We start from the raw sequence: 14325 nt of genomic DNA, 5'->3' as shown, positions 1-14325 counted from the left end.
CACGTGCACCGACACGTGTCGGCACGTGCACGTCCGGACCGGCTCAGCCCTCGGCGCGCTCCGCCACGACGAGCGCCGCGCGCGCCAGGCCCGCGAGCGCCGCCCGCGCGTCGGCCGACGACCGCCCACCGGTCCCCGCACCCCCCGCCGCACCGCCCGCCGTACCGCCCGCCGCGCCGCCGCCCGTCGACGCACCGCCGTCGAGCAGCACGACGTCCCGCAGCCGCGCCACCTCCAGCCCGGTGCGGCGCCACGGGTCGAGGAGCGTCGCGGCCTGGCCGGCGACGTCCGGGCCGGCGCACTGCGACGACGCCTGCGGGGGCAGCTGGGCCCACAGGGCGGTACCGCCCTCCACGACCTCCGCCACGCCCTCCCAAGCGGCCTCGTCGAGCCCGGCGACGGTCACCCCGACGCCGTCCACCCCGGCCGTCGTCGCCACCCGGACCGCCAGCCGCGCCGCCCCGCCGTGCACGACGACGGCCTCGGCACCGGCGGCGCGCAGCCCGTCGGCCACGGTCCGCACCCGCTCCGCTGCGACCGGTGCGGGCACCGCCCGCAGGCGCGCGTAGCCGGAGAACGACGGAAGGACCCCGGCGACGACGGCCGCCAGCAGGGGCTCGTGCAGCAGCACCTGCGGCCGCGCACCGGGCAGCGCCCGCCGGAGGGCCGCCAGGTGCTCGCCCAGACCCGCGGCCTGCGACTCGGCCAGCTCGCGCAGCGCCCCCTCGTCGCCCACCGCGCGGTCGCCGCGCGCGAGGTAGAGGCTCGCGGCCAGCGAGAGCGGCCCGAGCACGGGCACCACCCACGGGCCGTCCCAGCCGTGTGCGGCGACGGCCAGCGCGTCGACGTCCTGGCGCAGGAGCGCCGCCGCCCGCGCCGCGTCGTGCCCCGGCCGGTCCGCGAGGCGCCAGCCGTGCGGCCCGAGCTCGACCGGCAGGTCCGCGAGCAGCGCCGCGGCGCGGCCCGTCGCGTCGGCCCACGGCCCCCGCGCGGGCAGCAGCACGGAGAACGGCAGCCCGACGACGCCGTCCGGCACCTCCGCGAGGTCGCCGACGACCGTGGCCTGCGCCTCCAACGGGTCCGTCCCGGGCCAGGGGCCCGCCCCCGTGACCGCGGTCACCGGCCCTCGCCTGATGCGCCGGCGAGGGCGTCCGCCGACGCACCCGGGGGCGGCGCGTCGTCGGCAGGAGCGCGGCGGGCGCGACCCGCCCCCGTCACCGTGGCCTGGCCCAGCACGCGGTCGCCGTCGTACAGCACCAGCGACTGCCCCGCGGCGACCCCGCGCAGCCCGGCCTCCTCGGCGACCCGCACGTCGAGCACGCCGTCGCGCAGGCGCACGACCGCCGGCACCGGCGTGCCGTGCGCGCGCACCTGCACGAGGACGTCGACGGGCTCCGCCCCCGGCGCCGGCACGTACCAGACAGCCCGGTCCGCGGTGACCCATCCGACGGCGAGGTCCTCCGCCGACCCCACCACCACGCGGTTGCGGACGGGCTCGACCGCCAGCACGTACCGCGGCCGCCCGTCCGGCGCCGGGCGCCCCAGCCGCAGGCCCCTGCGCTGGCCCACGGTGAAGCCGTGCGCCCCGTCGTGGCTGCCCAGGACCGCCCCGTCCGTGTCGACGACCTCCCCGGGCCGCGTCCCCAGGGCGCGGTCGAGGAAGCCGCGCGTGTCCCCGTCGGCGACGAAGCAGATGTCGTAGGAGTCGGGCTTCGAGGCCACGGGCAGGCCCCGCGCGGCGGCCTCGCGGCGCACCTCGTCCTTCGACGCGGCGTCCCCGAGCGGGAACAGCGTGCGCGCCAGCCGCTCCGGGCCGGTGACGGCCAGGACGTAGGACTGGTCCTTCGCCGCGTCGCGGGCGCGGTGCAGCGCCGGCACCCCGTCGGGCCCGGCGACGAGGCGCGCGTAGTGCCCGGTGCAGACCGCGTCGAAGCCCAGCGCCAGCGCCTTGTCGAGCAGCGCCGCGAACTTCACGTGCTCGTTGCACCGCACGCACGGGTTGGGCGTGCGACCGGCCGCGTACTCGGACAGGAAGTCCGCCACGACGGTCCGCTCGAACCGCTCCGACAGGTCCCACACGTAGAAGGGGATGCCCAGGACGTCCGCGGCCCGCCGCGCGTCGCCCGCGTCCTCGATGGAGCAGCACCCCCGCGACCCCGTGCGGTGCTGCTCCCGCTGCCGTGACAGCGCCATGTGCACGCCGACGACGTCGTGCCCGGCCTCCTGAGCCCGCGCCGCGGCGACCGCCGAGTCGACCCCGCCGGACAGGGCGGCGAGCACCCGCATCAGGAGGCCACCTCGACCGGCGTCGCCGCGTCGAGCGCGCCGCCGACCAGCCCCGCCGCCCGCGCCCGCTCGACGGCCCCGGGCAGGACGGCCAGCAGCGCGTCGACGTCCGCGGCCGTGGAGGTGCGGCCCAGGCTGAACCGCAGCGCGCCCCGCGCGTCCGCCTCGTCGACCCCCATGGCCAGCAGCACGTGGCTCGGCTGCGCGACGCCGGCCTGGCAGGCGGAGCCCGTCGAGGCCTCGACGCCGGCGGAGTCCAGCAGGTAGAGCAGGGAGTCGCCCTCGCAGCCGGGGAAGGTGAAGTGGGCGTTGCCGGGCAGGCGCCGGCCGGTGTCGGCGGGCCCCCGCAGGACCGCGTCCGGCACCGCGGCGCGGACGCGGGCGACGAGGTCGTCGCGCAGCGCGGCCAGCGCCAGGGCGTGCTCGTCGAGCCCGGACACCGACTCCGTGACCGCCGCGGCGAAGCCCGCCACGAGCGGCGCGACGAGCGTCCCCGACCGGATGCCGCGCTCCTGGCCGCCCCCGTGCAGCACGGGCGTCACGGGCGCGTCGCGCCGCACGACGAGCGCGCCGACGCCCCCCGGCCCCCCGGTCTTGTGCGCCGAGACCGTCATGGCGTCCAGCCCGGAGGCGGCGAAGTCGACCGGCAGCTGCCCCACCGCCTGCACGGCATCCGCGTGGACGGGCACGCCGTGGCGGTGCGCGAGCGCGACCACCTCGTCGAGCGGCTGCAGCGCCCCGACCTCGTTGTTCGCCCACATGACGGAGACGAGCGCGGTCGTCGCGGCGCGCTGCTCGAGCTCCGCCCGCAGGGCGCCCACGTCCAGCACGCCCTCGCCGTCGACGGGCAGCAGCACCACCTCGGCACCCGCGTGCTCGGCGAGCCAGAACGCCGGGTCGAGCACGGCGTGGTGCTCGACCGCGGCGACGAGGACGCGCCGCCGCTCGGGTGCGGTGGTGCGCCGACCCCAGAACAGCCCCTTGACGGCGAGGTTGTCGGCCTCGGTGCCGCCGGAGGTCCACACGACCTCGCTCGGCCGCGCGCCCAGGGCCCCCGCCACCGCCTCGCGCGACTCCTCGACGACGCGGCGCGCCGCACGGCCCGCCGCGTGCAGCGAGGAGGGGTTGCCGGTCCGCCCCCAGGCCTCCGCGAGGACCTGCCGGACGGACGGCAGCAGCGGCGTGGTCGCCGCGTGGTCCAGGTAGGCGCTCATCGTCGCCAGTCTACGGACGCCCCGACGGGCGCCACGCGGCGGTCGCACCCGCCGGTGGCCGGGCGTGACCTGGCAGGATGACCGCCGTGAGCCCCGAGGACGCCGTCGAGCTGCCGATCGCCTTCAGCGGTCAGCGGCTCGACTGGCGCGACCTGCCCCGCTCGGTCCGCACCCGCATCGAGGAGCACTGCCACGCGCGCGTCTCGGCGGTGATCGGCGCGACCACGGGCTTCTCCCCGGGCTTCGCCTCCGTGCTGGAGCTGTCGGACGGGCGCGACGTCTTCGTCAAGGCGGTGTCTCCCGAGCAGAACCCCACCTCGGTCGAGCTCGCGCGCTCGGAGCTCCGCGTGTCGGCGGGCCTGCCGCTCGACGTGCCCGCCCCCCGCCTGCAGTGGTCCTTCGACGACGGCACGTGGGTGGTCCTCGGCTTCGAGGTCGTGCACGGCTGGTCGCCGGAGCTGCCGTGGCGCGAGCAGGACCTCGCCGCCGTGCTGGACGCGCTCGTGCCCCTGGCGGACGCCGAGCCCCTGCCTGGCCACGCCCTCCCGCGCACGGACGACCTGCTGGCCGAGGACTTCACCGGCTGGCGGCGGCTGCACCTGCTGGCCGACGGGGATCCCGCCCTCCTGCACCGGCCGGGCTCGCACGACGAGCTCGTCTGGCCGGCCGAGCTCGCGGCCTGGACCCGCCACGAGCTGGAGCAGCTCGTGCTGTGGGAGCAGGACGCCACGGCGGTGCTCGCGGGTGAGGCTCTGGTGCACGGGGACCTGCGCGCCGACAACGTCCTCATCGACGCCGAGCGCCGGGTCTGGTTCATCGACTGGCCGCACGCCAGCGTGGGCGCGCCCTGGATCGACCTGGCCTTCATGCTGCCGAGCGTCAGCCTCCAGGGCGGCGGCCGCCCCGACGAGCTGTTCCGCTCCCACCCGGTGGCGGACGGCGTGCACGACGACGAGCTGCGCGCGGCGCTCGCCGGGCTGTCGGGGTACTTCGTGTGGAACGCCCGCCAGCCGGCGCCACGGGGCATCCCCAACCTGCGCCGGTTCCAGCACGCGCAGGGCATCGCCGCGCTGGGCTGGCTGCGCCGCCTGAGCTGACGCGGCGGGACCGCGCGTCCGGGGGGCCGCCGCCCGGCGGCCGCGCAGCGGCACGGCAGCCGGCGACGACGTCAGCCCCGCAGCCGCCGCAGCTCGGCGGCCGCCTGCGGCAGCACGGTGAACAGGTCGCCGACGATGCCCAGGTCGGCGATCTCGAAGATCGGCGCGTCGGGGTCGGCGTTGACGGCGACGATCGTCCCCGAGGCCTGCATGCCGCCGCGGTGGTGGACCGCGCCGGACACCCCGGCGCCGATGTAGAGCCGCGGCGAGATCGTCACGCCGGTCTGGCCGATCTGCGCGTCGTGCGCGATCCAGCCCTCGTCGGTGGCGACGCGCGTCGCGCCGACCGCCCCGCCGAGCACGTCGGCGAGCTCCTCGACCGGCGAGAAGTCGCCCTCCGTGCCGCGGCCCCCGACGACGACGACGTGGGCGCTCGACAGGTCGGGCCGCCCGCTGACGTCCCGCTCGGTGCGCTCGACGAGCGTCACGGCGGCCGCCACGGCGTCGGGGACGAGCGGCACGTCGACGACCTCCGGCGCCGTGGCCGCCTCCGCCGGCGCGGCCGGCACGGCGTTGGCCTTCAGCGTGACGACCGCGAGCGGCGTCGCCACGGCGCACCGCGTGGTCCACGTGCCCGCGAACACGGTCTTGCCGGTGACGACCCGTCCGTCCTCGACGACGACGTCGTCCGCGTCGGTGACGACCCCGGCACCCGTGCGCACGGCGAGCCGGGCCGCGACCTCCTTGTTCTCGAAGGAGGACGCGAGCAGCACCGCGCGCGCGCCGGCGACCTCGTCGAGCAGCGTCGTCAGCCCCTGGGCGACGAGGGCCGTGCCGTGCGTGCCGCCCTCCGCCACCAGCCGGTGCACGCGGGCCACGCCGAGCGTGCCGAGGTGCTCGAGCACGGCGGGCGCGGGGGTGTCCCCCTCGTCACCGGCGACCCAGACCGCCTCGACGGCGCCGCCGGCGGCGAGGCCGCGCGCCGCCGTGCACAGCTCGTCCGTGGGGGCGCGCAGCGTCCCGTCGGCCGTGTGCTCGAGCAGCACCAGCACGGGGGCGGGCGCGGCGGTCGTCGTGTCGGTCACGGTGGGGTGCCTCTCTCGGCGGACGGCGTGGTGCGGCGGGTGCGGGGAGGTGGGGCTGGTGCCGGGCCTAGACGAGCCCGCGCTCGACGAGGAACTGCGCGAGCCGCACGCCCCCGTCGCCGGTGTCCTGCACGAGCACCCGGTCCTCGCGCGGCGGACGCGGACGGGCGACGAGCACCTGCGTGCGCGCCCCGACCGCGCCGGTGAGCGCCGGGTCGACCCCCAGGTCGTCGAGCGACAGGACGGTGACCGGGGCCTTGCGCGCCGCCATGATCTGCTTGAAGCCGGGGTAGCGCGGGTCGTTGGCCTGGTCCGTCACGGACACCACCGCCGGCAGCGGGGCGCGCAGGGTCTCGCTCGCGTGGTCGAGGTCGCGCCGCACCTGCACCGTCCCGCCCGAGGCCGCGTCGCCCTCGACCTCCAGCGCGGAGGCCAGCGGCAGCGCCGGCACGCCGAGGAGCTCGCCGAGCATCGTCGGCAGCAGCGACGTCAGGCCGTCGAGGCCCGCCATGCCCAGCACGACGAGGTCGACCGGCCGCTCCTGGCCCAGGTGGCGGACGGCGGCGGCGAGGACCTGCGCGGTGCCGACGGCGTCCGCACCGGCCACGCGGTCGTCGAGCACGTGCACGGCTGCGCCCGCGCCCATCTGGAGGGCCTTGCGCACGGCCTCGACGGCGTCCTCCGGCCCGACGGTCAGCGCGACGACCTCGTCGTCGTCGCCGCCGCGGGCCTCGACCAGCGCCAGGGCCGCCTCGACGGCGTTCTCGTCGAGCTCGTTCAGGGTGCCGTCGCCCCCGTCCCGCACGGTCCGCCCGTCGTCGCCCAGGGAGCGCTCGGACTGGATGTCGGGCACGTGCTTCACGCAGACCACGATCCTCACGCCCGCGAGGCTACCGCGCCCCGGCGACGCCCCCGCCCGCGCGTCCGCGGGAGCCCGTGAGCCGTCCACAGCCCGTCACGGCGTGGGTTCCACCCGGTCGGGCGCACCGCCCGGCCCGGCCCTGCCCCATCATGGGACCCGTGCAGCCGAGCCCGCGCCGCGACGCCCCCCCACGCCTCGGCGTGCACGTGGCCGGGGACGGCGTCGAGGTGGCGGTCCTCGCCTCGCACGCCACGGGCGTCGACCTGTGCCTGCTCGACGAGGACCCGTCGGGCGGCACCGCCGAGCGGCGGGTCCCGCTCCGCGGCCCGTCGCACGGGGTGTGGAGCGCCACCGTGCCCGGTGTGCGGCCGGGGCAGCGCTACGGCTTCCGGGCCCATGGCGCCTGGGACCCGGCCGCGGGTCTGCGGCACAACCCGGCCAAGCTCCTCGTCGACCCGTACGCCCGCGGCCTCGTGGGCGCGGTGGGGCACGGGCCCGAGAGCTACGGCCACGTCGTCGACCACGCGCTGCGGGGCGACTGGTACGGCGCCGCCGACCCCCGGGACTCCGCCGGGTCCGTGCCGCACGCCGTCGTCGTCGACGTCGCGGCACTGCCGGGTCCGGACCCGGCGGTCAACCGGCCCTGGGTCCCGTGGGACCGCACGGTCGTCTACGAGGCGCACGTGAAGGGCCTGACCGCCCTCGCCCACCACCTGCCGCCGGAGCTGCGCGGGACCTACGCGGGCCTCGCGCACCCGGCGGTGGTCGCGCACCTGCTCGCGCTCGGCGTCACCGCGGTCGAGCTGCTGCCGGTGCACGCCTTCTCCGACGAGCCGCACCTCGTCGCCAAGGGGCTGCGCAACTACTGGGGCTACAGCACGCTCGGGTTCTTCGCGCCCCACGCCGCGTACGCCACCGCGGCCGCCCGCGCGGCCGGGCCGGCGGCCGTCCTGGCGGAGCTGCGCGCCACGGTCCACGCGCTGCACGACGCCGGGCTCGAGGTCCTGCTCGACGTGGTCTACAACCACACGGCGGAGGGCGGGCAGGGCGGCCAGCACCTGTCGTGGCGCGGCCTGGACAACTCGCGGTACTACCTGCACGACGGGAACGTCCCGGCCACGTACGCCGACGTCACGGGGACCGGCAGCACGCTCGACTTCCGGCGCACCGCGGTCGTGCGGCTCGCGCTGGACTCCCTGCGGTACTGGGCGCAGGTGGTCGGCGTGGACGGGTTCCGGTTCGACCTGGCGGTGACGCTGGGCCGCGACTGGAGCGGGTTCACGCCGCAGCACCCGTTCCTCGTCGCCCTGGTGACCGACCCCGTGCTGCACGGGCTGAAGATGGTCGCCGAGCCGTGGGACGTCGGCTCGGGCGGCTGGCGCACGGGGCAGTTCCCCGAGCCCCTGGCCGAGTGGAACGACCGGTTCCGCAACGCCGTGCGCTCCTTCTGGCTCGCCGACCCCGGCCGCGCCGCCCACGGCCTGCCCGGGCACCGGCTGCGGGACCTGGCCACGCGCCTGTCCGGCTCCGTCGACCTCTTCGGGCACGGAGATCCGCCCCTGAGCCGCGGCACGGTGGCGTCCGTGAACTTCGTGACCGCCCACGACGGCTTCACGCTGGCGGACCTCGTCGCCTACGACCACAAGCACAACCTGGCGAACGGGGAGAACAACCGGGACGGGACCGACGACAACCGGTCCTGGAACCACGGCATCGAGGGCCCCGTGACGGCGGACTCCCCCGGCGCCGCGATCGTCCCGCTGCGACGCCGCTCCGTGCGGAACCTGCTCGCCACGCTCCTGCTGTCCGCCGGCACCCCGATGATCACCGCCGGCGACGAGATGGGCCGCACCCAGCAGGGCAACAACAACGCGTACTGCCAGGACGACGAGACGTCGTGGGTGCGGTGGGACCGCTCGCCGTGGCGGGAGGACCTCCTAGCCACGGCGCGACGGCTCGTCGAGCTGCGCGCGCTGCACCCGACGCTGCGCACGCCCCGCTTCTTCACGGGGCGGCCGCGGCGCGAGGGCGGCCCGCCGGACCTGGCCTGGTACGACGCCGCCGGCGACGCCATGGACCACGCCCGGTGGCACTCGACGGACCTGCGGACGCTGCAGATGGTGCGGACGACGGACGGCACGGACGACGGACCCGGCACCGGCCACGACCACGACCACGGCCACCGCCACGGCCACGGCCACGGCCACGGCCACGGCCACGACGCCACCCTCCTCGTCGTGCACGGCGGCCTGGCGCCCGTGACGGTCACGCTGGCCGCCTGCCCGGACCTGCCCGGCGGCGGGGGCGCCGCGTGGCGCCTCGTCTGGGACTCCGTCTGGGAGCACCCGGCGGAGGAGCGGTCGGCGGCGATCGAGGGCGGCCTGCGTCCCGCGCCCGACGGCACCGCGCTGCTCGAGCCGCTCAGCCTGCGGCTGTACGTCGCGGGCTGAGGGATCCCTCGTCGCGCCACCGGATGCCCGCCCCCCGACCCTGACAGTAGGTTGCCGGGTGTGACCTCCACATCGATCACGAAGGTCGGCCGCATCCCCGTCGTCGACGTCTGGCCCGTCGCCGAGGCGGGCCGGTTCCCGGCCAAGGCCGCCGTCGGGGAGGCGTTCGCCGTGCAGGCGACGGTCTTCCGCGAGGGCCACGACGCCGTCGCCGCGACCGTCGTCCTCACCCGCCCCGACGGCTCGGACCACTCCTGGCAGCGGATGCGCGACATCGCGCCGGGCCTGGACCGCTACGAGGGCACCGTGGTGCCGGACCGGCCCGGCGACTGGACGTTCCGCGTGGAGGGCTGGTCCGACCCGTACGCGACCTGGGTGCACGACGCCGCCCTCAAGGTGGCCGCCGGGGTCGACGTCGAGCTCATGCTCACGGAGGGCGCGCTCCTGCTCGGGCGGGCCGCGGCCCGGCGGGGCCCGGACGCGATGACCGCCGCGGGCGCCTCGACGCTCAAGCGCGCCGTGGCCGAGCTGCGGGACACGACGCTGACCCCGGACGCCCGGCTCGCCGCCGGCCTCACGCCGGCGGTGCGGGACGCGCTGGCGGAGGCCCCGCTGCGCGAGCTCGTCACGGCGTCGGCCGCGTACCCGCTGCGCGTCGACCGTCCGCTCGCGCTGCACGGCTCCTGGTACGAGCTGTTCCCCCGCTCGCACGGCGCGACGTACGACGAGGCGACCGGCGAGTGGACGTCCGGCACGCTGCGGACGGCCGCTGACGAGCTGCCGCGGATCGCGCAGATGGGCTTCGACGTCGTCTACCTGACGCCGATCCACCCGATCGGCACCACGCACCGCAAGGGGCGCAACAACAGCCTCGACGCGCAGCCGGGCGACCCGGGCTCCCCCTACGCCATCGGATCGGCCGACGGCGGCCACGACGCCATCGAGCCGAGCCTGGGCACCTTCGACGACTTCGACGCCTTCGTCGCGCGCGCCGCGTCGCTCGGCCTCGAGGTCGCCCTCGACGTGGCCCTGCAGTGCTCCCCCGACCACCCCTGGGTCACCGAGCACCCCGAGTGGTTCACCACGCGTGCCGACGGCACGATCGCCTACGCGGAGAACCCGCCGAAGAAGTACCAGGACATCTACCCCCTGAACTTCGACAACGACCCCGAGGGCATCGCGGCCGAGATCCGCCGCGTCCTGCAGGTCTGGATCGACCACGGCGTCACCCTCTTCCGCGTCGACAACCCCCACACGAAGCCCCTGAGCTTCTGGGAGTGGCTCCTCGCGGACGTGCGGCGCGACCACCCGGACGTCATCTTCCTGTCGGAGGCGTTCACGCGGCCGGCCATGATGCTGACCCTCGCCAAGGTCGGGTTCCACCAGTCCTACACGTACTTCACGTGGCGGAACACGAAGGAGGAGCTCGAGGAGTACCTCGCGCGCGTCGGTGGCGAGGAGGCGCCGTGGCTGCGCCCGAGCTTCTGGCCGACGACCCACGACATCCTCCCGCCGTACCTGCAGCAGGGCGGGGTGGGCGGCTTCGCGGTCCGCGCGGTCCTCGCGGCGACGGGATCGCCCACGTGGGGCGTCTACTCCGGCTACGAGCTCGTCGAGAACGTGCCCCGCCCGGGCGTCGAGGAGCAGGTCGACAACGAGAAGTACGAGTTCCGCCCCCGTGACTGGTCGCAGGCGGACCGGTACGGCATCTCGCTGCTCATCGGCCGGCTCAACGAGATCCGCCGCACGCACCCGGCGCTGCAGCAGTTGCGCAACGTGCGCATCCACCCGACGAGCGACCCTGCCCTCGTCGCGTTCTCCCACCACCTTCCGGCGGAGCACTCCCCGACGGGCCGTGCCGACACGGTCGTCGTCGTCGTCAACATCGACCCCTGGACCACGCGGGACGGTTTCGTGCAGCTCGACCTGGCCGAGTTCGGCCTCGCCCCCGACGCCGCGGTGACGGCGTACGACGTGCTCTCGCGGGAGACCTACGAGTGGGGGCCCCAGGTGTACGTGCGCCTCGACCCGCAGGTCCGCTGCGCCCACGTCGTCCACCTGGGGCAGCGGTGACGGCGACGACGGGCGCGACGCCCGCCGCCGCCCCGGAGCCGGCGCCGCTCACCGGCCAGATCGCCCTGTCCGCGCTGCCCCCGCGCCGCCAGCCCCTCGTCCCCCATCCCCACGAGACGACGACGGGCCTGTCCGACGACCCCGAGTGGTACCGCACGGCGGTGTTCTACGAGGTCATGCTGCGCTCGTTCTCCGACTCCGACGGGTCGGGCACGGGCGACCTGCGCGGCCTCATCGCCCGGCTGGACTACCTGGCGTGGCTCGGGATCGACTGCCTGTGGCTGCCGCCGTTCTTCCCCTCGCCCATGCGCGACGGCGGCTACGACATCTCCGACTACACCGCGATCGCGCCGCAGTACGGCACGACGGCGGACTTCGCCGAGCTCATGGAGCAGGCGCACGCGCGCGGCATCCGCGTGGTCATCGACCTCGTCATGAACCACACGAGCGACCAGCACCCGTGGTTCCAGGCGTCCCGGCAGGACCCGGAGGGCCCGTACGGCGACTTCTACGTGTGGAGCGACGACAACACGCGCTACCAGGACGCGCGCATCATCTTCGTCGACACGGAGACGTCCAACTGGACCTTCGACCCGGTCCGCCGCCAGTACTTCTGGCACCGCTTCTTCAGCCACCAGCCGGACCTGAACTTCGAGAACCCGCGCGTGCGCGAGGCGATGCTCGACGTCGCCCGCTTCTGGCTGCGGATGGGCGTCGACGGGTTCCGGCTCGACGCCGTGCCCTACCTCTTCGAGGAGGAGGGCACGAACTGCGAGAACCTGCCGCGGACGCACGAGTTCCTCGCTGACGTGCGCGCGATGATCGACGCGGAGTTCCCGGGCCGCATCACGCTGGCCGAGGCCAACCAGTGGCCCGAGGACGTCGTGCACTACTTCGGCACGCCGGAGCGGCCCGAGTGCCACATGTGCTTCCACTTCCCCGTCATGCCGCGGATCTTCTACTCCATCCGCGACCAGCGGGCGACGCCGATCATCGACATCCTCGCCGACACCCCGCCCATCCCGGCGGTCGGCGGGCAGTGGAGCACCTTCCTGCGCAACCACGACGAGCTCACCCTCGAGATGGTGTCCACCGAGGAGCGTGCGGCCATGTACGGCTGGTACGCACCCGACCCGCGCATGCGCGCGAACATCGGGATCCGCCGCCGGCTCGCACCCCTGCTGGAGAACTCCCGCAAGGAGATCGAGCTCGCCCACGCGCTGCTCCTGTCGCTGCCCGGGAGCCCGTGCCTGTACTACGGCGACGAGATCGGCATGGGCGACAACATCTGGCTCAACGACCGCGACGCGGTCCGCACGCCGATGCAGTGGACGCCGGACCGCAACGCCGGCTTCTCCACGGCCGACCCGGGCAAGCTCAACCTGCCGCTGATCCAGTCCATCGCGCACCACTACAACCACGTCAACGTCGAGGCCCAGCTCGTGCAGCCGACCTCGCTGCTGCACTGGGTCCACGGCATGCTCTCCGTCCGACGCCGCCACCCCGCGCTCGGCCGCGGCGACTTCACCGTCGTGCCGTCCGACAACGAGTCGGTGCTGACGTTCCTGCGCACGACCGCCGAGGAGACGCTGCTCGTCGTCGTCAACCTGGCGGCCACCGCCCGAGCGGCGACGGTCGAGCTGCCGGACCACGCCGGGTGGGGGCTGCGCGACGTCTTCGGCGGCGCGGCGTTCCCGCAGGTCACCGCCGAGGGGCGGACGCAGGTCACCCTCGGTTCGCGCGAGTTCTTCTGGCTGGAGCTGATCCGACCGTGATCGTCCTCGACCCGCCCCGGCCCGACGACGAGGAGCTCCTCGCCCTCGTGCGCGCCTGGGCGCCCGCCCGGCGCTGGTACCCCGCGAAGGGCGTCGACGCGGAGGTCTCGGTCGTCGCCTCCGCCGACCTGTCCGTCGACGACGGGCCGGAGGGTGCCGCGACGCCGATCCGCATGGGCACGGCGGACGCGCGCGGCGACGTCCGCGTGCGCCTGCTGCTCGTCCGCGTGCTCGCCCCCTCGGTGGACGTGACCCTGCAGGTCCCGCTCGTCCTGGTGCCGGCCGTCGCCGACCCGTCCTCCCCCGAGGCGCTGGAGAACTCCGACGCACCCTCGTCGCCGGCGGAGCCCGACCCGGGCCTGCTCGGGCAGGTCGGCGCCTACACGGTCCGTGAGGGCGCCGGCGACCCGGCCTTCCTGCGCGCATGGCTCGCGGTGGCCGACGGCCCCGGCGCCGACCTGGACGTCGACCGTGCCCGCGTGCTGCGCGGCGAGCAGTCCAACACCTCGGTCGTCCTGCCCGGCACCGGGGGCGAGGACGGCGCCCCCGTCGGCATCCTCAAGGTGCTGCGCGCCGTGCAGGCCGGGGAGAACCCCGACGTCGACGTCCCGCGTCGGCTCGTCGACGCCGGCTGGGACGGCGTCCCGGCACCGCTCGCCTGGCTCGAGGGCACCTGGCCGGACCCGCGGGACCCCGCCGGCCCGCCGCTGACCGGGTACCTCGCCGCCCTCGCGGCCTTCGTGCCCGCGGCGGAGGACGGGTTCGAGCTGGCGTGCGCGGTCGCGCGGGAGGGAGGCTCCTTCGCCGACGAGGCCGCCGCGCTCGGACGGGCCGTCGCCGGCATGCACGCCGCGCTCGCCCGCGCCTACGGCGTCGAGGCGACGGCGGACGGTGGGTCGGACCCCGCCGTCGTGGCCGACGCGCTGGCGACGCGATGGGCGTGGGCCTCGGCCGCGGTCCCCGCGCTGGCCCCCTACGAGGCGCCCGTCGCGGCGGTCGTCGAGCGGCTGCGGTCGGCCCCGACGGCGCCGCCGCGGCAGCGCGTGCACGGTGACCTGCACCTCGGCCAGGTCCTGCGGTCCGTCGACCGCTGGTTCATCACCGACTTCGAGGGCGAGCCTCTCGCACCGCTCGGGGAGCGCACGCGCCCCGATCTCGCGGTGCGCGACGTCGCCGGCATGCTGCGGTCGCTGGACTACGCGGCCGCCGTCGGCGGGCTCACCGGGACGACGGCGCAGGCCTGGGCGGACACGGCACGCGGCGCCCTGCTCGGGGGCTACGCCGAGGCGCTGCACGCGTCCGCCGGCGCCCACGCCGAGGGCGAGCCGCCCGCCGGGTCCGCCGAGGACCTGTTCCTCACCGCGATGGAGCTCGACAAGACGCTGTACGAGGCGGTGTACGAGGCGCGCAACCGCCCCGACTGGCTGCCGATCCCGCTCGCCGGCCTCGACCGGCTCCTCGACCGATGACTGCGCACCCGGTG

General features: G+C 76.2%; 10 protein-coding genes. 5 read left to right on the top strand and 5 right to left on the bottom strand.

Features of this window, described 5'->3' with window-relative positions:
- Positions 1-43: 43 nt before the first annotated feature.
- The 3 genes from AC2TDM_RS06450 to AC2TDM_RS06440 are packed head-to-tail and all read right to left on the bottom strand — an operon-like array spanning position 44 to position 3500.
- Positions 44-1120 (bottom strand): uroporphyrinogen decarboxylase/cobalamine-independent methonine synthase family protein, encoded by a 1077-nt coding sequence (locus AC2TDM_RS06450; protein WP_484636174.1) that lies wholly within the window; start codon positions 1118-1120, stop codon positions 44-46.
- On the bottom strand, positions 1117-2286 hold the full coding sequence (gene mnmA, locus AC2TDM_RS06445; protein ID WP_484636173.1) for a tRNA 2-thiouridine(34) synthase MnmA: 1170 nt from the start codon (positions 2284-2286) through the stop codon (positions 1117-1119). Before mnmA ends, AC2TDM_RS06450 begins: the two co-directional genes overlap by 4 nt.
- Complete coding sequence (locus tag AC2TDM_RS06440) at positions 2286-3500, bottom strand: cysteine desulfurase family protein (RefSeq protein ID WP_484636172.1); 1215 nt, start codon at positions 3498-3500, stop codon at positions 2286-2288. Before AC2TDM_RS06440 ends, mnmA begins: the two co-directional genes overlap by 1 nt.
- 86 nt (positions 3501-3586) lie before the next feature.
- Between AC2TDM_RS06440 and AC2TDM_RS06435 the strand changes: the two genes are divergently transcribed.
- Positions 3587-4597 (top strand): phosphotransferase family protein, encoded by a 1011-nt coding sequence (locus AC2TDM_RS06435; RefSeq protein WP_090032961.1) that lies wholly within the window; start codon positions 3587-3589, stop codon positions 4595-4597.
- A 71-nt stretch (positions 4598-4668) separates the two neighbouring features.
- Here AC2TDM_RS06435 and AC2TDM_RS06430 read toward each other — a convergent pair whose 3' ends face one another.
- On the bottom strand, positions 4669-5682 hold the full coding sequence (locus tag AC2TDM_RS06430) for an electron transfer flavoprotein subunit alpha/FixB family protein (RefSeq protein WP_090032788.1): 1014 nt from the start codon (positions 5680-5682) through the stop codon (positions 4669-4671).
- A gap of 67 nt (positions 5683-5749) precedes the next feature.
- Positions 5750-6562, bottom strand: coding sequence for an electron transfer flavoprotein subunit beta/FixA family protein (locus AC2TDM_RS06425; RefSeq protein ID WP_484636171.1), 813 nt, complete (start codon positions 6560-6562; stop codon positions 5750-5752).
- A gap of 131 nt (positions 6563-6693) precedes the next feature.
- Between AC2TDM_RS06425 and glgX the strand changes: the two genes are divergently transcribed.
- From glgX to AC2TDM_RS06405, 4 genes are read left to right on the top strand one after another with little or no spacing between them, the layout of a single operon-like run.
- Positions 6694-8994, top strand: coding sequence for a glycogen debranching protein GlgX (gene glgX / locus AC2TDM_RS06420; RefSeq protein ID WP_484636170.1), 2301 nt, complete (start codon positions 6694-6696; stop codon positions 8992-8994).
- A gap of 51 nt (positions 8995-9045) precedes the next feature.
- On the top strand, positions 9046-11067 hold the full coding sequence (locus tag AC2TDM_RS06415) for an alpha-1,4-glucan--maltose-1-phosphate maltosyltransferase (RefSeq protein ID WP_484636169.1): 2022 nt from the start codon (positions 9046-9048) through the stop codon (positions 11065-11067).
- Positions 11064-12842, top strand: coding sequence for a maltose alpha-D-glucosyltransferase (gene treS, locus AC2TDM_RS06410; RefSeq protein ID WP_484636168.1), 1779 nt, complete (start codon positions 11064-11066; stop codon positions 12840-12842). The genes AC2TDM_RS06415 and treS overlap by 4 nt, the downstream gene beginning before the upstream one ends.
- Entirely contained in the window at positions 12839-14311 is a 1473-nt protein-coding gene (locus AC2TDM_RS06405; protein ID WP_484636167.1) for a maltokinase N-terminal cap-like domain-containing protein, read from the top strand. Before treS ends, AC2TDM_RS06405 begins: the two co-directional genes overlap by 4 nt.
- The last annotated feature ends 14 nt before the right edge of the window (positions 14312-14325 follow it).

The organism is Cellulomonas sp. plas2 (genome assembly GCF_057221735.1).
This window is presented reverse-complemented; position numbering and strand designations above follow the sequence as displayed.

Excerpts from the sequence above, each read along its gene's own strand:
- mnmA (WP_484636173.1), bottom strand. The coding sequence starts at position 2,286 with ATGCGGGTGCTCGCCGCCCTGTCCGGCGGGGTCGACTCGGCGGTCGCC.
- AC2TDM_RS06440 (WP_484636172.1), bottom strand. The coding sequence starts at position 3,500 with ATGAGCGCCTACCTGGACCACGCGGCGACCACGCCGCTGCTGCCGTCC.
- glgX (WP_484636170.1), top strand. The coding sequence starts at position 6,694 with ATGGGACCCGTGCAGCCGAGCCCGCGCCGCGACGCCCCCCCACGCCTC.